The sequence below is a fragment of the Hymenobacter sp. YIM 151858-1 genome (assembly GCF_025979705.1).
Lineage (GTDB): Bacteria > Bacteroidota > Bacteroidia > Cytophagales > Hymenobacteraceae > Solirubrum.
Genome location: NZ_CP110136.1, coordinates 686,791 through 705,913, shown reverse-complemented (window position 1 = coordinate 705,913; position 19,123 = coordinate 686,791). Strand labels below are relative to the sequence as shown.

Annotated in this window: 13 protein-coding genes and 1 pseudogene; 6 read left to right on the top strand and 8 right to left on the bottom strand. The window is 60.0% G+C overall.

Annotated elements, in window-relative coordinates:
* Positions 1–299: 299 nt before the first annotated feature.
* On the top strand, positions 300–521 hold the full coding sequence (locus tag OIS50_RS02905; RefSeq protein ID WP_264692828.1) for a hypothetical protein: 222 nt from the start codon (positions 300–302) through the stop codon (positions 519–521).
* Positions 522–527: 6 nt separating this feature from the next.
* Positions 528–2,525, top strand: coding sequence for a M3 family metallopeptidase (locus tag OIS50_RS02900; protein ID WP_264692827.1), 1,998 nt, complete (start codon positions 528–530; stop codon positions 2,523–2,525).
* A 367-nt stretch (positions 2,526–2,892) separates the two neighbouring features.
* Here OIS50_RS02900 and cap12 read toward each other — a convergent pair whose 3' ends face one another.
* The 3 genes and pseudogenes from cap12 to OIS50_RS02885 all read right to left on the bottom strand — a co-directional run bounded on the left by cap12 (position 2,893) and on the right by OIS50_RS02885 (position 6,843).
* Positions 2,893–3,846: a CBASS system CD-NTase-associated NAD(+) hydrolase Cap12 gene (gene cap12 / locus OIS50_RS02895; protein ID WP_264692826.1), complete on the bottom strand. Its 954-nt coding sequence runs from the start codon at positions 3,844–3,846 to the stop codon at positions 2,893–2,895.
* Between the two features lie 22 nt (positions 3,847–3,868).
* Positions 3,869–4,936: a nucleotidyltransferase-like protein gene (locus tag OIS50_RS02890; protein WP_264692825.1), complete on the bottom strand. Its 1,068-nt coding sequence runs from the start codon at positions 4,934–4,936 to the stop codon at positions 3,869–3,871.
* A 243-nt stretch (positions 4,937–5,179) separates the two neighbouring features.
* Positions 5,180–6,843: pseudogene (locus OIS50_RS02885) on the bottom strand (DUF885 domain-containing protein).
* Between the two features lie 182 nt (positions 6,844–7,025).
* Here OIS50_RS02885 and OIS50_RS02880 point away from each other — a divergent pair.
* Positions 7,026–7,806 (top strand): IS5 family transposase gene (locus tag OIS50_RS02880; protein WP_413617037.1). Its coding sequence is split into 2 segments (ribosomal slippage): positions 7,026–7,384 and positions 7,383–7,806, totalling 783 coding nucleotides; the frame shifts between segments, so codons are not numbered across the junction.
* A gap of 139 nt (positions 7,807–7,945) precedes the next feature.
* On the opposite strand, the gene OIS50_RS02875 is transcribed toward OIS50_RS02880, so the two are convergent.
* A complete protein-coding gene (locus OIS50_RS02875; RefSeq protein WP_264692824.1) occupies positions 7,946–8,377 on the bottom strand; it encodes an endonuclease domain-containing protein in 432 nt (143 codons plus the stop codon).
* Between the two features lie 312 nt (positions 8,378–8,689).
* On the opposite strand from OIS50_RS02875, the gene OIS50_RS02870 reads away from it, so the two are divergent.
* On the top strand, positions 8,690–11,236 hold the full coding sequence (locus OIS50_RS02870) for an alpha-amylase family glycosyl hydrolase (protein WP_264692823.1): 2,547 nt from the start codon (positions 8,690–8,692) through the stop codon (positions 11,234–11,236).
* A gap of 420 nt (positions 11,237–11,656) precedes the next feature.
* On the opposite strand, the gene OIS50_RS02865 is transcribed toward OIS50_RS02870, so the two are convergent.
* Both OIS50_RS02865 and OIS50_RS02860 read right to left on the bottom strand, forming a co-directional pair.
* Positions 11,657–12,844 carry a PAS domain-containing sensor histidine kinase gene (locus OIS50_RS02865; RefSeq protein WP_264692822.1) on the bottom strand — a complete coding sequence of 396 codons (1,188 nt, stop codon included), beginning with the start codon at positions 12,842–12,844 and terminating at the stop codon, positions 11,657–11,659.
* Entirely contained in the window at positions 12,841–13,656 is an 816-nt protein-coding gene (locus OIS50_RS02860; protein WP_264692821.1) for an alpha/beta fold hydrolase, read from the bottom strand. The genes OIS50_RS02865 and OIS50_RS02860 overlap by 4 nt, the downstream gene beginning before the upstream one ends.
* A gap of 377 nt (positions 13,657–14,033) precedes the next feature.
* Between OIS50_RS02860 and OIS50_RS02855 the strand changes: the two genes are divergently transcribed.
* Both OIS50_RS02855 and OIS50_RS02850 read left to right on the top strand, forming a co-directional pair.
* Complete coding sequence (locus OIS50_RS02855; RefSeq protein ID WP_264692820.1) at positions 14,034–14,372, top strand: STAS domain-containing protein; 339 nt, start codon at positions 14,034–14,036, stop codon at positions 14,370–14,372.
* 181 nt (positions 14,373–14,553) lie between these two features.
* Entirely contained in the window at positions 14,554–15,084 is a 531-nt protein-coding gene (locus tag OIS50_RS02850) for a DUF421 domain-containing protein (RefSeq protein WP_264692819.1), read from the top strand.
* Positions 15,085–15,371: 287 nt separating this feature from the next.
* On the opposite strand, the gene OIS50_RS02845 is transcribed toward OIS50_RS02850, so the two are convergent.
* Together OIS50_RS02845 and uvrA are read right to left on the bottom strand one after the other, a co-directional pair.
* Positions 15,372–15,959 (bottom strand): class I SAM-dependent methyltransferase, encoded by a 588-nt coding sequence (locus OIS50_RS02845; protein WP_264692818.1) that lies wholly within the window; start codon positions 15,957–15,959, stop codon positions 15,372–15,374.
* 460 nt (positions 15,960–16,419) lie between these two features.
* Positions 16,420–18,975 carry an excinuclease ABC subunit UvrA gene (gene uvrA, locus OIS50_RS02840; RefSeq protein ID WP_264692817.1) on the bottom strand — a complete coding sequence of 852 codons (2,556 nt, stop codon included), beginning with the start codon at positions 18,973–18,975 and terminating at the stop codon, positions 16,420–16,422.
* Positions 18,976–19,123 lie beyond the last annotated feature (148 nt).

Here is a 19,123-nt window from a genome sequence, read left to right as displayed (position 1 = left end):
ATATTCTTGGCAACCCCCGAGCCGGGCGCCGAAGCAGGCACCTAGGGCTTGTTGGGGAGTCCAAATCAGCTCGTGCCTGGCTTGCGCCCTCCTCCGATTCGACCGGGCTCAGCATGCGCCTGAATGCCTGAACAGGCGCCCAGGTCACGGCATGGCATTGCCGCGGGGCAGTTTCTGCCTAAGGCGCTGGCGGTGCGAGGCGTGCTGCCGGCCGGTTCGGGCGGGCGCTTCCCGGCATGTTCCTTTCGGCCGCTTTCCTGTACTTTAGCCTAGGCTGCCTTAATACCAGCCTCACTCCTATGCCCGATTTCCGACCTTTCCCCACCCGCCTGCTGCTAGCCGGCTCCTTACTTACTCTACAGCTTACGGCTGTCGCGCCTATGTCCAGCTCGGCCCAAACTACCCAACCTGCCGCCTCGGCTACGGCGGCTAATCCTTTGCTGGCGGGCTGGACGGGCCCCTACGGCGGCGTGCCGCCCTTCGACAAGGTGAAGGTGGAACACTTTAAGCCTGCCCTCTAAGGCGCTATGGCCGAAAACCTGCGCGAGATTCAGGCCATTGCCGATAACAAGCAACCCGCCACCTTCGACAACACCATTGCCGCCCTGGAGCGCGCCGGCCAGCGCCTCGACGAGGTGCAGACGGTGTACGGCATTTGGTCGGGTACGCTGAGCACGCCCGAGGTGCAAGCCGTGCAGCGCGAAATGGCCCCGAAGCTTGCGGCGTTCAGCGACCAGATAAACCAGAACGCGGCGCTGTTTAAGCGAATCGAGGCGGTGTACAACTCGCCCGACAAAAAGAAGTTGACGCCCGAGCAGCAGCGCCTTACTTGGGTGTACTACAACAACTTTGTGCGGGCCGGCGCCAAGCTCGATGCCACCGCCAAAGCCCGCCTCTCCAAAATCAACCAGGAGCTGGCCAACCTCTACACCCGCTTTTCGCAGAACCTGCTGGCCGACGAAACCGACTCGCTGCTGGTGCTCAAAACCGCGGCCGACCTAGGCGGCCTGCCCGCTTCGTTGCAAACCGATGCGGCCAACGCCGCCGCGGCGCGCAAGGTGCAGGCGGCGGGCGTTATCGTGAACACCCGCTCGTCGGTGGAGCCGTTCCTGACGTACTCCGACCAGCGCAAGCTGCGCGAGAAAGCCTGGCGCATGTTCTACAACCGCGGCGACAACGGCGGCGCCCGCGACAACAACGCCCTCATTTCGCAGATTCTGCCGCTGCGGGCCGAGCGCTCCAAGTTGCTGGGCTACAAAACCTACGCCCACTGGCGCCTCGACAACACCATGGCCAAAACCCCCGAAGCCGCCATGAAGCTGATGGAGGACGTGTGGAAGCCGGCCGTGGCACGCGTGCGCGAGGAAGTAGCCGACATGCAGGCCGTAGCCAACAAAGAGGGCGCCAACATCACGATTGAGCCCTGGGACTACCGCTACTACGCCGAGAAAGTGCGCAAAGCCCGCTACGACCTCGACCAGAACGAGGTGCAGCAGTACCTGCAGCTCGATAAAATGCGCGAGGGCATGTTTTGGGTAGCCGGCGAGCTGTTCAACTTCACCTTCGTGCCCGTAACGAACGTGCCCGTGTACCACCCCGACGTGAAAGTGTGGGAGGTGAAAGACAAGACCTCGGGCAAGCACGTAGGCCTGTGGTATTTCGACCCGTACGCCCGCCCCGGGAAACGCTCGGGCGCCTGGATGAACGCCTACCGCAAGCAGGAGCGCCTCGATGGCGAGGTTACCACCATCGTATCGAACAACTCCAACTTTGTGAAGGGCAAGGACGGCGAGCCGACGCTGATTTCCTGGACCGACGCCAGCACCTTGTTCCACGAATTTGGCCACGCCCTGCACGGCCTGTCGTCGAACGTGACGTACCCCTCGCTCTCGGGCACCAATGTATTGCGCGACTACGTGGAGTTCCCCTCGCAGATCCTCGAAAACTGGCTGCCCACGCCGCAGGTGCTGCAGCGCTTTGCCCTGCACTACAAAACCGGCAAGCCCATTCCGCAGGAGCTCGTCGACCGTATCGAAAAGGCCTCGACCTTTAACCAGGGCTTCGAAACCACGGAGTTCCTAGGTAGCGCCCTCATCGACATGAAGCTGCACCTGGCCGGCGACCAGAAGATTGACCCCGACAAGTTTGAGCGCGAAACCCTGGCCGAGCTGGGCATGCCCAAGGAGATTGTGATGCGCCACCGCACGCCGCAGTTCGGCCACGTGTTTTCGGGCGAAGGCTACGCGGCCGGCTACTATGGCTACCTCTGGTCGCAGGTGCTGGCGGCCGACGGCTTCAGCGCCTTCACCGAAGCTGGTGGTGCCTACGACAAAGCCGTGGGCCAGCGCCTGACCAAGCACGTGTTCTCGGTAGGCAACACCGTTGACCCCGCCGAAGCCTACCGCAAGTTCCGCGGCCGCGACCCGAAAGTGGATGCGCTGATGAAGGAACGCGGCTTCCCGGCTACTACGGCCAAGCCTAGCAACAAAAAGCCGGCACCCAAAACCAGCAACAAGAAGGCTTAGCGGCTAACGCCCTGAGCCAGCAAATAAGAAAAATCCCGGCAGTGAAGCTGTCGGGATTTTTCTTGTGTACCAGTAGTGGTCAGCCGCACGAAGATGGTCAAGAAAGCGCTCAGTTATTAACTATAATCGGGAAGTTAATAGAGCTGCTAGGCTGAGTCAACGCCGCGCAGCAGCACTAGCAGCAGATTAAGTAGACCTACTTGGAAAACATGCGCAACTCCCTGGCCGACCAGATGCCGCATGTGCTAATGAAGCTCTAAGCTAATGCGGAGTATAAAAGGCAAGCAATCCTGAGGTACAGTAGAACAACTAACACCATTAGCAAGTTAAAAAACAAAGGAGTGCCTCAGTGAGGCACTCCTTTGTTTTACTCCTTACTTGAAACCATATCTCTTTTAATACACACCATTTCATCAAATCCGTGTCTCAGTAACAATGTTTTCAATGTCGTTATAAAACGCTTTAATTCTCTATCAAGTATTGACTCATAATCAGGACTCATGGAGTTGAAATCAGCAGGCAGCAAATTTTGTATTGCATGATTGATACCAGCAATGATTGTTGGGAAATCAACAAATTCTAAAACATTATCTTTAATTTTCGTTTCAATACTTATGTACCTGGGTCTTCCTGCGTACTTAAAAGAAACATTTTCCATTTCCACACCACGTTTCATTTTTTCAAATTGTATATTAACATCTAAACTTATTTTTTCAGGAATAACTATATTTAGAATACATTTGTTATATTTTATTTCCCCCAGATCGAATCCATCATTTTCAATTACATGCTTGCAAATTGGAACAACAAGGTTTTCAAAATATACAGATGCAAGAGTAGCAGATGGGAAAAAATTAATTTCCGTATCTCTACTTGAAAGAAACAAATCACGAACTTGTTCAACTGCTGAAATAAATCCTTTTAGATCACCTTTTTCAAACCTTGCTAATGAGATACCACTAAGGTCTGACATTACCTTAAGTTCTTTTTCGATAATAAATGCACATTTAGATAAGCCGAGACGCCCAGTAAACAAACCTAACTCAAACAAAACATTATCTCGAGGTTGGAGTAATTCCTTATCTCGGTAAATAACTTTGTCATCAGTCGTTCCTAGCAGAACACCAAAATCATATTGCAATGAAGCTTTTAATAAATCAGAAAGGAAATTTTGATTTATTTTAAATACTGATGTATCCCATACATTATCATTCCAAATTGTAACATCGAAATCCTTTTCTAAAACTGTTTTTGCAATTCCAGCAAGGGTCAATTCCTCAGAGGAGGAGCCAATAAATATTCTTTTTTTTACTTGTTGCATTTTCTTAAGCTTTCAACCTCGTTTATACTAAAACTTTGCCAAATACACCAGACTTGATTAAGTCATTGTATATCCCCGAGACTTCATTGAGAATACTTCTCAAGCTTTCAAGTTTAGCTGGGTTGTTCCTGAAGATATACTCTCTCCCGTCAACAGATTTCAGAGCATCAGCATGCCTTTGGTCATCACATAAACTCTTAACTTGTTGATAAATAACAGGAACCAACTCGTAAAATTTAGCATTTTTGTATTTATCAACTGTTATATCATAACATATAGCATTGAAGTCAAAGCTACTTAGCTTAATATCAACTGAAGATTTTGCCTTAATATTTTTCAAAAATCTAATCATTTTCTTTACACGACCAACGGTTTCTTCTCCCCTATCGTTGATGCGTTTGATACTTAAGAAAGGAAAATCAACCATACCACGAGTATGCGTGTCTTTGTTATACACTTGTATACCTCTATACTCCCCTTTATCGTGCAGAATAGACATAACATCATCATAATAGTTTGCAATGACTATATCAACATCTCTACCTAGACTAAGATTAGTGATTTTTATAGCCTTCGCATGTGAAATATCACAAATTGAATACTTATTCTTAAGTATATTTTCACAATCCCTTCTTAGCAGTCTCAAGTCCTCTAATGGAGAGCCTGTATAGGGAGACATATCAACTTCACTTCTCAATTTCTGCAATTGGCTCCAAGACAAACTACCAATCTGTTCATCAACAGCTTTCTTAGCTGAATGAGCATCATACGAATAAAATTTATTAGAAATTGTCAGCAAATCAATATCACTATGAGCCCTAATATGGGTATTCGTCATGACCGAACCTTGATATCGGAAAGCCACGTCATTCAACGAAGCATTTAGGTGGTCTTTCACTCTTTCACCCGCCTCTTTGCTCCTACGTGTGTAATCTGGATCAACTCCTTTCATTGCCAGCCTAACATAGACCAACACATCACTATAAGATAAAGTAGAAAGCTCCTCCGAAAATCTTTTTTGAAAAGCAAGATGTTCAGGGTTTATTCTGTTTCTAACACTTTCGGCTAGCAATCTGTAGTTCTGGGTCATACAAGCTTTTAAGTTAGGTTAAGCCAAACAAGAGTTGGCTACTGTTGATGAGGCTAAAGTAATAGGATCCTTATCATATTGCTGAGCTAATTCTCATATTTTTAGTCTTACTCTTGCTAATGTGCCTGTTTGACGCGAAGCTTAGATACAAAAAACCGCCCCAACATTAGCTGGGGCGGTTTTTTGTATCTAAGCTTCGCGTCAACAACCCATGCTACACCCCCACAGAGGCGTAAACCCTACCTACTTCTGCCTCCCCGCCCAAGCGTCCATCGTTTTCTCAGCAATGGCTAGAGGCATGGCGGCGTTGGCCAGCAGCTCGTCGTGGAAGTTGCTGAGCTTGAACTTCGGGCCGAGCTGCTTTTGGTACTTGCTGCGCAGGCCGAGGATGTGCATCTGGCCGGTTTTGTAGGAAAGCGCCTGGCCGGGCATGGCCATGTACCGCTCGATTTCGGCCGTGGCGCCCTGCTCGTCGATGGAGCGGTTTTCGCGCATGTACTGAATGGCCTGTTCGCGCGTCATGCCTTTGTGGTGCATACCCACATCCACCACCAGCCGGATGGCGCGGTGCATTTCGGTGTTCAGGGCGCCCATGCGCTGGTAGGGGTCGGTGTACACGCCTAGGTCGCGGCCGAGGCTCTCCACGTACAGGGCCCAGCCTTCGCTAAAGGCGCTGTACCCGTTGAAGCGGCGGAACTTGGGCAGGGCGGTGTTTTCCTGCTGCAGCGAAATCTGGTAGTGGTGGCCGGGTATGGCTTCGTGCAGGAAAAGTGCATCCATGCCGCGCGTTACGTTGTACTTGGTGGCATCGACGATGGGCACGTAGAAGATGCCGGGGCGCGAGCCGTCGGGCAGGCCGCGGTTGTACTGCGCCGAGGCAGTGGCCGCCCGGAAAGCCTCCGTCTGGCGCACCTCGAAGCCGGTTTTGGGCACACGGCCAAACATCTTCTTCAGGTTCGGATCGATGCGGGCCTGAATGCCGCGGTACACGTTCAGCACTTCTTCGGGGGTTTTGAAGGGCATGAACTTGGGGTCGGTGTTCAGGTAGGTGAAGAAGGCCTGCAGGTCGCCTTTGAAGCCGACCTCGTTTTTGATCTTTTCCATCTCGCCCCGAATGCGTTTTACCTCGTCGAGGCCGGTTTGGTAAATCTGGTCGGGGGTGCGGTCGGTGGTGGTCCAGAACTTAACGGCGTAGCGGTACATGCCCTCGCCGCCGGGCACCGCCGAAATGCCGGTGGGGGCAGGTACTCGTTGCGCAGGAAGTCGTGCAGCTTTTGGTAGGTAGGCACCACCTGCTGGCTGATGGCCTGCTGGTAGGCCGCCGCGAGGCGCTGCTGATCGGCGGCCGAAACCGCGGCCGGAAACTTACTTACGGGTCCGTAGAAAATGCTCTTGCTGGCATCGGTAGTAACCATGGCCTGCAGCTGGGGCAGCATCTTCTCGACCAAGGGCCTGGGTAGCACCACGCCGGCGCGCATGCCGCGGCGCATGTTGCTGATGGCGGTATCGGCCCACACGGGGTAGGCGCGCACGCGGCCCAGCCAGTTGTCGTAGTCCTGGGTGGTTCGGAAGGGTTGGTTGCCGGTGCCCGCGCCCAGCTGCGCCATCGAAATGGGCAGGCCGTTGAACTGCGAGAAGGGCATCATCCAGGAGAGCTGCTTTAGGCCGTCGAGGCGCATCTGCATTTCGTAGCGGAAGATGTCGTAGCTCACCTGGTCGTTGGCCGAGAGCTTGGCGCGGTCGAACTTCTGCAGCGCCTCGAGGTACTGCTGAAAGAACTGGCGCTGGGCTTCGCGGTAGGCCTGGGTGCCGTCGTTGGGCAGCAAATCGTTGTAGCGGTTGTCGCCCTGCGCGGTGGCCTCGAGCGGAAACAGCTGGGCACGCTCGTCCCAGTACTTCTCGAACATGCTCGCCAGCTGCGGCGAATCGGCCGCCGTAGGCGCGGCGCGGTGGCTCATCAGCGTGCCGAGCAAGGCAGCAGCCAACGCAGTTGATAGGAAAAGGTGCTTCACGGGGTAGGTGGAAATGCGCTAGGCGGTGTTCTCAATAACCCGTTTGCATGGGCGGCGTAGCAGGTTAATTTGAGGCCATGAACACAGACCGCACGTTGTTGAGTGATGCCGATTGGGCCGTGTTGGCCCCGTTGCTGCCGGGCCGGGCGGGCACGCGCGGGGTGACAGCCGCGGACAACCGGCGGTTCGTGGAGGCCGTGCTTTGGGTGGGCCGCACCGGGTTGCCCTGGCGCGATTTGCCGCCGCACCTGGGCCAGTGGCACCGGGTGTTCGTGCGCTTCGCGCGCTGGCGGCAGGCCGGCGTGTGGGCGCGCGTACTGGCCGCGCTGCAAGCCCGCGGCCGCGCCGTGGGCAGCCCGCGCAGCCGGCAGGTACAACTCGACTCGACCACGGTGCGGGCGCACCAGCACGCGGCCGGGGCGCGAAAAAAACGGGCCGCAGGCGCTGGGGCGTAGCCGCGGCGGCTTCTCCACCAAGCTGCACCTGGCCGGCGACGCGGCGGGCTACCCGCTGGGTTTTGCGCTGACCGCCGGGCAGGCTGGCGACGCGCCGCAAGCCGCCGCCCTGCTGGCCCCGCATTTAGCACCCGGGCGGCTGGTCATCGCCGACACGGCTTACGACTCCGACGCGCTGCGGGGCCAGATTGCCGCGGCGGGCGCCGTGGCCGTGATTCCGCCCAAGCCCAACCGCCGCCAGCCCCCGCCGCTGGACCGCGCCGCCTACCGCGACCGGAACCAGGCCGAGCGCTTGGTGAACCGCCTCAAGCAGCACCGGCGCATCGCCACGCGCTACGACAAATGCGCCGATAGCTACTTGGCCTTCGTCTACGCCAGAGCCATCTTGCTGTGGCTCAAATGAGAACACCGCCTAGCGTGGGATGGGGCCTAAATGTAGCGCGGTTTAGGCAACGGATAGGCAGGTAATTTAGGGGTTCAGTGTGGCGGGTGGTTGGTGGGGTGAGCTAGGGAAAAGCTAGGCTTAGAGCTAAAGATAGGTGCTAGTTCCCCTCCTCAGATGAGGAGGGGCTAGGGGTGGTTGACCGGTCGTTGTTAGTTGCCCCAATGTTATGCCCAAACACCGCCTTAATAGCCGCCAATACACTCTCTACCTGCTGCAGCACCAACACGTTCTCAAAACGCAACACGCGCAGCCCCAAGCTCTGCAGGTAAGCGGTACGGGCCACATCATGCGCTTCGCCGCTCACGCTGAAATGGCCGGCCCCGTCCAGCTCCACGACCAGCTGCTCCGCAGGGCAGTAAAAATCGACGATGTACGGCCCGATACTTTGCTGGCGCCGGAATTTGCGCCCTTGCAGTTGGCTGTTGCGCAGGCAACGCCACAGAATAGCTTCGGCAGGCGTGGCGTTGTTGCGCAGGTCGCGGCGGTGTTGTTTTCGGTGGGGTAGGTTATGCAGATGCTCGGTAGCCATAATTTGGTTAATAGTTAGAGCCAAACAGCTAAAGGGCTACAAAACTAGCTCCCCTCCTCAGATGAGGAGGGGTTGGGGGTGGTTGAAAGGCAAAAGTTAGAAAGTAGGCTAGCAACAGTTCAACGACCAGTCAACCACCCCTAGCCCCTCCTCATCTAAGGAGGGGAACTAGCTCTAGCTCCTTACCTTGGCTTTGGCACTCAGCCCTGGCCTTAATTCTTACCTTAACCCTAGGTCGGCAAGCATCCTTTTAGCGCAGGCAGCCCCAGCAGCGCCCTATCTTTGTTGGCCTACTTTTCACCTAGGCCACAAATGAAATACCCGATACTCTTTCTGCTGCTCCTGCAGGGCCTTTGGGCGCAGGCGGTGCAGCTTACTTTCCGCGTGAATATGCGCGGGCAAACCGTGGCCGCGAGCGGTGTGCACGTGGCCGGCAACTTTCAGGCGGCGGCTGGCTTTGGCTCCGACTGGAACCCCGCCACTACCCTACTCACCGACGCCGACAACGACCAGATTTACGAGGTTACCGTGGATGTGCCCGCGGGCCAGTACCTCTACAAGTTTGTGAATGGCAACAGCTGGAGCGGGGCCGAGCAGCCCGGCGCGGCCTGTGGCGTACCCGATGGCGCGGGCAACGTAAACCGCCAGGTTTCCCTAGGTGGCACGGCCTACCGGGTGCCGGCGGTGCCGTTCGGCGGGTGTGCTACGCTGGTGCAATTTCAGGTGAACATGCGCGGCCAAACCGTAACCCGAGCCGGCGTGCACGTGGTAGGCAACTTTCAGACACTGGCCGGCTACAGCGCCAACTGGGACCCTACCAGCATACCGCTAACCGATAACAACGGCGACGGCATTTACGAGGCGCAGGTAGCGCTGCCGGCGCCCATGCGTTTTCAGTACCGCTTCGTGAACGGCGCTACGCTGGCCGGCGCCGAGCAGGTACCCGCCGCCTGCGGCACCGATGATGGCACCGGCACTTTGGCCCGCGTGTTCGAGGCTACGGCCGCCACCAACACCGTACCCCCCGCCTGCTTTGGCACTTGCCAGGACTGCGGCCCCACTCCCACCGGCTACGCCACGCATTGGTGGAACGACGCCGTGTTCTACGAAATCTTCGTGCGCAGCTTCTACGACTCGAACGCCGATGGCAAGGGCGACTTTGCCGGCCTCACGCAGAAGCTCGATTACCTGAACGACGGCAACCCCAACACCACCTCCGACCTGGGCATTACGGGCATTTGGCTGATGCCCATGATGGAGTCGCCGAGCTACCACGGCTACGACGTAACCAACTACAAAGCCACCGAGCCCGACTACGGTACCATGGCCGAGTTCGAGGCGTTTCTGGCCGCGGCCCACGCCCGCGGCATCAAGGTGATTATCGACCTGGTGCTGAATCACTCCTCCAACGAGCACCCGTGGTTTCGGCTGGCGGCCAGCAGCGTGGGCAGCCCCTACCGCGACTGGTACCGGTGGCAGAACACCAACCCGGGCCTGGGCTGGCATCAGCAAAACGGCAGCTACTACTACGCCTACTTCTGGAGCGGCATGCCCGACCTGAACTGGCGCAACGCCCAAATGCGCGCGGCCATGTGGGATGCTTCGCGTTTCTGGCTGAAAAAGGGCGTGGATGGCTACCGCCTCGATGCCGTGAAGTACCTGGTGGAAAACGGCAGCACCATCGAGAACACGCCCGAAACCTACGGGGTGCTGGAGGAATTTCACGACTCGGTTCGGGCCGTGAACCCCGCCGCGTTTACCGTGGGCGAAGCGTGGTCGGCCACGCCGCAGGTGGTGCCCTACGTGGTGAACAACCGCCTCGACGCCTGCTTCGAGTTTGACCTGCAGGGAGCCATCATCAGCAGCCTGAATAGCGGCAACCCGGCCGCGCTGCGCACGCAGCTGGAGGTTGTCGACCGCACGTACCCCAAGCTGCAGTACGCCACCTTCCTGAGCAACCACGACCAGAACCGCGTGCTCGGGACCCTAGGTGGCGATATGGCCCGCATGAAGCAGGCAGCTGCCTTGTACCTCACCATGCCCGGTGTGCCCTTCCTGTACTACGGCGAAGAGGTAGGCATGCTCGGCGCCGGCCCCGACGAAGACAAGCGCAAGCCCATGCAGTGGACGGCCGGCTTGAACGCGGGCTTTACCAGCGGCTCGCCCTGGCGCGCCCTCAACGGCAACTACGCGCAGTACAACGTAGCCACGCAGCAAGCCGATGCTGGTTCGCTGCTTAACCACTACAAGCAGCTCATCAGGCTGCGCAACACCCACGAGGCGCTGCGCAAGGGCTACCTGCTGCCCGTTACGGCCTCAGCCAGCTCGGTGCTGGGCTACGCCCGCGTGTACAACCAGGAGGCCGTCGTCACGGTGGCCAACCTGGGCAGCGCGGCGGCCAGCAACACGGCGCTTTCGGTGCAGCTTTCTACGCTGGCCGCGGGCCAGTACCAGGTTACCGATTTGCTTTCGGGGCAGGCGGCCGGCGTGGTTACGCTCGATGCGCAGGGTGGTTTTAGCAACTGGCGTGTGGGGCTGCCGGCGTTGGCCGCTAACCAAACGTGGGTGCTGCGCCTTACTCCGGCTCAGCCTACGCCGGTTAGGGCTGGCAAAGCTGATTTCAGCCCTAGGCTGTACCCCAACCCGGCTAGCCATGTAGTGCGCCTGGAGCTGCCTGGCAAACCTACCGGCGAAACGCAGCTGCGCGTGTACGATCTGCAGGGCCGTGTGGTGCAAACCGTGTCGTTTAGCGGCAGCAATTATCAGGTTGATACCCAGGCCTGGGCCAACGGCACTTATCTGCTGCGCGTGCAATCGGGCCCGAAGGTTTCGGTGCAGCGCTTGGTGGTGGTGCACTAGCGCGGCGCTTTGCCCTAGGTTTATTTTGCGTGAACAGCCCTGGTTGCTACTGGCAGCTGGGGCTGTTTTGGTTTTGTGGTTGATGAACGTATCTGCGCGTCATGCTGAGCGCAGTCGAAGCATCTCTACCGCTTCGCCTGGGTGTAGCGCGGACTTTGGCTACGCCGACCTTCGGTTGTAGTCCGCGTCCGCAGATAGCATACTCAATAGACGCCGCTAATTGAGAAATGTACCTGGCGAAGCGGTAGAGATGCTTGGCTGCGCCTTCCTTCGGTTCGGCAAGCTCAGCATGACAGACGCGGGAAGTAGTCCTAGGTAGTTGTAGCTCTAGCCTTTCAACCACCCCTAGCCCCTCCTCATCTGAGGAGGGGAACTAGTATCTAGCCCTCGCTTAGTTTTTAGTGGTTAAAGCTTCCAGCTTTAACTAGGGAGATAGATGCGGAAGGTGGTGCCCTCGCCTACTGTGCTGTCGACTTCGACGTGGCCGCCGGCCTGGTGCACCAGGCGGTTTACCAGGTACAGGCCCATGCCCGAGCCTACTACCTCGGGGTGGAAGCGGCGGAAGAGCTGGAACAGCTCGTGGCCGTGGCGCTGCAGGTTGATGCCGCGACCGTTATCCTGCACGCGCAGCACTACCTGGTCGCCGTCGGGTTGGGTGCTGAGGTGCACGTGGGGCGGGCGCTCGGGCGAGGCGTACTTGATGGCGTTGCTCAGCAGGTTGTAGAGCATGCTGTGCAGCCCGGGGCGGGCCATGCGGAGGGTGGGCGCGGCGGCAAAGTCGAGGCTGAAGTGGGCGGGTACTTCGTCGGGGCGCTGCAGGCTGCGGATAATTTCCTCGCACACGGGCTGCAGCAAGATTTCTTCGGCGGGTACGCGCTCCAGCTGGCGTTGGAGCTGCACTACCTCGGTAAGGCCGCCAATGGTAGTCAGAATTTGCTGCAGCGCATCCTCAAACATTTGCATCATGGGCTCGGCCTCGGGGTCGTTGAAGGAGGCCACCCGCTTCAGCTCGCCAAACAAACCCGCCATGTTGTTGATGGGCTGCTTGAGGTCGTGCGAGGCGGTGTACACAAAGCTGTCGAGGTCGGCGTTGATGCGCGTGAGCTGTTCGTTTTTGGTGGTGAGCAGCTCGTTGGCGCGGGCCAGCTGCTCGCGCTGCTCCTCGGCCTGCGCTTTGGCGCGCAGCAGCTCCTGCTCGTACTTGCGCCGCTCCGTAATGTCGAAAAAGGTAAAGCGCAGCAGCAGGGGCTGGCCGTCGGAGTCGCGGCGCAGCTCGGCGCTCATGAGTACGGGCAGGGTGGCGCCGCTTTTGCTCCGCAGCGTGTAGCTGATTTCGCGTACCCCGTCGAGCAGCAGCAACATGGGCGCGCAGTGGGTTTCGTAGTGCAGGCGGCTGCCCACGGTGAGCAGTTGCTGCACGCCCTGCCGGGCCACCAGCTCCGGCCGCGTGTAGCCAAGCCAGCGCAGCAAGGTTTGGTTGAGCTTCACGAGCGTGCCATCGGGCAGGCACGAGCAGTAGCCACAGGGGGCATTCTCGTACAGGTCGTCGAGATTTTCCTCTGTCAGGCGCAAGTCCAGCGCGGGCAGCTCGTCGTCGGGTAGGCTCATACCAGTTGCATACGCTCGGCAGCCAAATAATTTTCGATGGCGGCAATGGTAGCCTCGGGCGCGCTTAGGTGCGGGCAGTGGCCCGAGGTTTCGAGCAGCACCAATTGGCTACCGGGTATGCGCTGCTGCATGTAGCTGCCTACCGAGCGCGGGGCAATGGCATCGTGGGCGCACTGCAAAATGAGCGTGGGCACCTGCACCCTGGGTAAATCGGCGCGGTTATCCGACAGGAACGTAACGCGGGCGAAGTGGCGGGCAATTACGGGGTCGGTGCTGCAGAAGCTTTGGTTCAGCTCCTCGGCCAGCTCCGGCCGATCGGGGTGGCCCATGATAACCGGCGTGATGGCCGCCGACCAGCCCAGGTAGTTGCTGTCCATGGCCTCGAGCAGCTCCTCGATATCGGCCCGCTCGAAGCCGCCGTGGTAGCCGTGGTCGTTGATGTAGCGCGGCGAGGGCCCCACCAGCACCAACCGGGCAAAGCGCCCGGGCTGCTGGTTGGCGGCCAGCACCCCAATCATGGCGCTTACCGAGTGGCCCACCAGCACCACCTCGCGCAGGCCGAGTGCCTCCAGCACCTCCAGCACATCGTGGGCGTGCGCGTGCAGGGTTTGGTAGCGCGCGGGGTCGTAGGCGCCTAGGTCGGATTGGCCGGCTCCAATCAAATCGAGCAGCACCACGCGGTAATCGGCCTCGAAAGCCGGCGCCACCAGCCGCCACATGCGCTGGTCGCACCCGAAGCCGTGCACGAATACTATTGGTTGCTTATCGGCCGCCCCCGATACGGTAACGTTGTTGCGCTTTAATACTTGCATATACCTGTAACCCTGGCTTATAACCCCCATAAGCAGCCACGCGCCGGCTTTCTGCGGCAGCCTGCCAGCCAATGGGCCTCCTAATGTAACAGTTAGCCGGCAGCAACTGCCCCCGCCCCCCTCGCCTCGGCAACTACGTGTACCGCCCGCCACAAGCCGGGGCCGCGCGGCCGCAACCCGCACGCCTGACTTGTAGCTGCGCCATAAGTACTCACCCCGCCCGGAACAAACACGCAGCTTGATTTTCAGCATTTTAACCCTTACATTCTACCATTATATCGGGTAACTTAGCAATCAGGAGCAGTGGCCAAACAAGCACGCTGCCCCCCGGCCGAGCCGGCCCCGTTTGTTGCCTACTACCAAAACCCTTCCCGGCCATGAGAGTCACCCAACAGAAGTTTCTGCCCAACCGGCAGAGTGCTTCCAACATCGCGTCGGTTGATTTGGACGCGGTAACCGCCGAGCAGGTGGTACGCGCGCTGGCCCGCTGCCCGCAACAGCCCCGCCCCCTGCTGCTCGTTGATGTGGCCAACCTGAAGTGCCTGCGGCACCTGGGCGTGAGCCACGTAATTACGGAGCTGCTGGTGCTGCGCAAAGCCGGCGCCGATGTGTGGGTGCGCAACGCCAGCCCCGCCCTCAGCCGCTGCCTGCGGCTGCTGAAGCTCGATGCCGTTTTTCACCTGCACTCCGAGCTCGAAACCCCGGCCACTACCTAACCGGCAAGCGGCCACGCCGCACCTCCACACCCAAACACCTAGGGCCCGGCCGATGCTATCGGCCGGGCCTGTTTGTGGGGCCGGGGTTGGCTGGCTGCGCGGCGAGTTGCGTACACAGGCGAGGCCCGCCCGGCCCGGCCGGCGCCGCGGCCGCCCGCAACACCCACCCAACCGCTGTACCATGTTTGAGCCGGTAGATTGGCACGGCATGTTCGTGCCGAAAATACCCATCCTGGAAATCGTCATCCGGGGTACTCTCATTTACCTCGGCCTGTTTTTGCTGATGCGCGTTATCCTGAAGCGCGAATCGGGTACGCTAGGCATCAGCGACATGCTGCTGGTGGTGCTCATTGCCGACGCCTCGCAAAGCGGCATGACGGCCGATTACACCTCCGTCACGGAAGGGCTGATTCTGGTGGTTACCATCATCGTGTGGAGCTACGTGCTCAACTGGCTGGGCTTCCACTTTCCTATGTTTCAGCGGCTGCTGAAACCCGGCAAGCTGCTGCTGGTGAAAAACGGCGTGATGCTGCGCGAAAACATGCGCAAGGAGCTCATCACGCACAGCGAGCTGATGAGCGAAGTTCGCGCCAACGGCATTGCCGATCTGAGCCGCATCCGCGAAGCCTACATGGAGCCATCGGGCCGCATCAGCATCATTTGCGAAGACGAAAAACCCACCCGGGCGGCCGAGGAGAAAAAGGTGCTGTGATTGGCAGCCCCGGCTTAGCCCACGACGGAGCAAAAACAAAACGCCCCTTCGGCCGTCTGCCGAGGGGGCGTTTTTAACTGATTCGGCGCCACACGTAGTACCACACCAGAAACTACGCGAGTTGCCGCATTAAGGCGACGAATCACACTAGCTTAAACGTGGGCGGCCGCGGCGGGTAGGGCCGATAACTACGGGATTTGCGCTGCGCGATGCCGGTAATTTCGGCTGCGTATTTTCTGCCGCGAGGCTGCTGCCCGGGTGCCGATACGTAGCCGCGGGCGGCGCACCTAGGCGGCCTGCGCGGGTTGCCCGTGGCGGCCGGCCGCGGCCGGCGCGTACACCAGCACGTGCGCCGGGGGCAGGTTCAGGAGTACGTGCTCGTGGCTTACGGGCCTGAAAAACCGCTCGAACAAGCGCTTGTTGCGCATAGAGTACTGAAACAACACCAGCTTGCCGTCGGGCTCGAGCAGCTGCTGGGTATGCTCCAGGATGCGCCAGCCCAGGCGCCTCGACAGCGACGAAAACGGCAGCCCGCACACCACGCAATCGACTTGCCTGATGCCCAGCGGCTGCAGGTACTCGGCGGTTTTATCGGCCGAGCCGTGGATGACGTGCACGTTGTGGTGGGCAGCGTAGCGCTGGCGCAGCAGCTCGCTGAAGCGGCGGTTTACCTCGACGAGCACAATGGCCGTTTCGGGCCGGCGGCGCTTTAGCAGCGCCTCCGTAAATACCCCCGTGCCGGGGCCGTACTCCACAATGCAGTTGGCCGTAGCAAAATCGATGGGGGCCATTACCTGCTCGGTCAGCTCGCGCGAGCTGGGCACCATCGAGCCCACCGTGGCCGGGTTGCGGATAAATTCTTCAAGAAAAGACATAGGCAAAAGCGGGTTTCAAAAAAGCAGATTGGGCCATGCGCGGCAGTTGCTTGTACGCGGGTTGCCGGCCCCGGGTGCCGCCCCGGTGTGGCACCGAGTGGCACTCGGTGGTGGCGCCGCAGGCGCCAAGGCGGAACCGCGCAGTACTGAGAAGTAACTGCTGGCGCGCGTCTTAGCGCTTTCAGCGCGCGACTCGTGCCTGAGCATGGTTGGGAGTCTCCGACTCCCGTGCCGTGAACGACGCGGCCTAGGTGCCGGTGGCTTTTGAAAGGGCAGGCACCTCACGCGGGCATGCCGTGCCCCAGGTGCCGTGCAACGCCCGGGAGTCTGGAGACTCCCCTCCATGCTGCGGCACGAGTCGCGCGCTGAAAGCGCTAAGACGCGCGCCAGCAGTTGCGCGGCCCCGCCTTGGCGCCTGCGGCGCCACCACCGAGTGCCACTCGGTGCCACACCGGGGCGGTTATTTAAACCGCCGCAGGTAGGGCGCCGTGCGGCTTTGTTTGCTTTTCGCCACTTCGGCGGGCGGGCCGGCGGCTACCACGTGGCCGCCTTCGTCGCCGGCGCCGGGGCCCATGTCGATAACCCAGTCGCTGCCGGCCACCACGCGCATGTCGTGCTCTACTACCACCACGGTGTTGCCGGCTTCCACCAAGCCATCGAGCTGCACCAGCAGTTTCTCCACGTCGGAGGGGTGCAGGCCGGTGGTGGGCTCATCGAGCACGTACAGGGAGTTGCCGCGACCCTGGCGCTGCAGCTCCGTGGCCAGTTTGATGCGCTGCGCTTCGCCGCCCGATAGCTCGGTGGCCGGTTGCCCCAGGCGCAGGTAGCCCAGGCCTACCTCGCGCAGCACCGTGAGGGCGCGGTGCACGGCAGGCTCCTCGTCGAAAAACTCCCAGGCGGCGTCTACGGTCAGGTTCAGCACTTCGGCAATGTTCTTGTCGCGGTAGGTTATTTCGAGGGTTTTGGCGTTGTAGCGGGCGCCGTGGCACACGGGGCAGGGCGCGTACACGCTGGGCAGAAACAGCAGCTCCACCATCACGAAACCTTCGCCCTGGCAGTTTTCGCAGCGGCCTTTGGCCACGTTGAAGGAGAAGCGGCCGGCATCGTAGCGGCGCTTGCGGGCGGCAGGCGTGGCGGCGAACAGCTTGCGCACGTGGTCGAACAGGCCGGTGTACGTGGCCATGTTGGAGCGCGGCGTGCGCCCGATGGGTTTCTGATCGACGCGCACGAGGCGCTTGATGCTTTCCAGGCCGCTCACGATGCGACCTTCAGAAGGAAGAGCGACGAATGAGGAATGAAGAAGGTCTGCCTCGCCTTCGTCTGCTATTCCTCCTTCTTCCGTCTTCACTCCCAATGCTTCCCCTACCAGCTCCACCAGCACCTGGCTTACCAGGCTCGATTTACCCGAACCCGACACGCCGGTTACGGTGGTCATTACGCCCAGCGGGAAGGCTACCGCCAGGTTGTCCAGGTTGTTGCGCGAGATGCCGGCCAGCTTTAGCCAGCCGCCGGGGGTGCGCGGGTTCCTAGGTAGTTCGGCCTCGGCAGCGTTAAAGAGGTAGCGGCGCGTCTGCGAGGCGGCTACCTCCGCCAGGCCAGCAGGCCGGCCGCTGTACAGGATTTCGCCGCCTTTTTCGCCGGCGGCAGGGCCCACATCTACCAGCCAATCGGCCTGCCGGATTACGTCGAGGTTGTGCTCGACCACGAACAGCGAGTTGCCGGCTTGCTTGAGGCTGTGCAGGGCTTGCAGCAACGCCTCGGTATCGGAGGGGTGCAGGCCGGCGGAAGGCTCGTCGAGCACGTACACCACCCCGAACAGGTTGGAGTACAGCTGCGTAGCCAGCCGCAGGCGCTGCAGCTCGCCCGGCGAGAGCGTGGGCGTGCTGCGCTCTAAAGAGAGGTAGCCCAGCCCTAGGTCGAGCAGCACCGCGAGGCGGGCCACCAGGTCGTGGGCGATGCGCTGGGCCACAATGGCTTGCTCGGGGTGCTCGGCATCGTGGCGCTTGCGGCCTTTGGCGGTGCCCTCGGCAAAGGGCTGCAGCAGGGCGGCCACGCGCTTGAGCGGCAGCGCAGCCATTTCGGCAATATCGAGCCCGGCAAACGTAACCGACAACGACTCGGGCCGTAGGCGCTTGCCGCGGCACAGCGGGCACTCGGTGCTGAGCATGTACTGCAGGGCCCGCTTTTTCATGAGGGGGCTTTGGGTGTTGGCGAAGGTGTGCAGCACGTGGCGCCGGGCGCTGGTAAAAGTGCCCATGTAGTTGGGCGGCTCTTTGCGCTTGAGGGCGCGCTGCGTTTCCTGGGGCGAGTAGCCGGGGTACACGGGCACCACGGGCTGCTCTTCGGTAAACAGAATCCAGTCGCGCTGCTCCTGCGGCAGCTCCTGCCACGGCACGTCCACGTCGTAACCTAGGGTCACGAGGATGTCGCGCTGGTTTTGGCCGCCCCAGGCCTGCGGCCACGCGGCAATGGCCCGCTCGCGGATGGTAAGCGTGGGGTCGGGCACCATGCTCTGCTCCGTTACTTCGTAAATCCTACCCAGGCCGTGGCAGGTGGGGCAGGCGCCTTCGGGGGTGTTCGAGGAAAACGCTTCGGCGTAGATGATGCCCTGGCCCGCGGGGTAGTCGCCGGCGCGCGAGTAGAGCATGCGCAGCAGGTTGGAGAGCGTAGTAACCGAGCCTACCGACGAGCGCGTGGTGGGCGTGCCCCGCTGCTGCTGCAAGGCCACGGCCGGCGGCAGCCCGTCGATGCTATCGACCTCGGGCACAGCCATTTGGTGGAACAAGCGCCGCGCGTACGGCGACACCGACTCGAGGTAGCGGCGCTGGGCCTCGGCGTACAACGTGCCGAATGCCAGCGACGATTTGCCCGAGCCCGACACGCCGGTAAACACCACCAGGGCATCGCGCGGAATCTCGAGGTCTACGTTCTTGAGGTTGTGCTCACGGGCGCCGCGCACGTGCACAAAGCCGGTGAAATCGGGAGCTGCCGAAGCAGGAGGATTTTGTGTTGCCATGGATCAGAAACGCGGCCAAAGCCTGGCCGTAGCCTGCAGCCCCTACATACGTAGCTCCGCCGCCAACAACCACCCGGGCCGCCCGCCCGCCGCGCTGGGCCCGGCCAATTCCTTAAGCGCAGCGGCGAGGCCAGGTGCTTTTTCATCA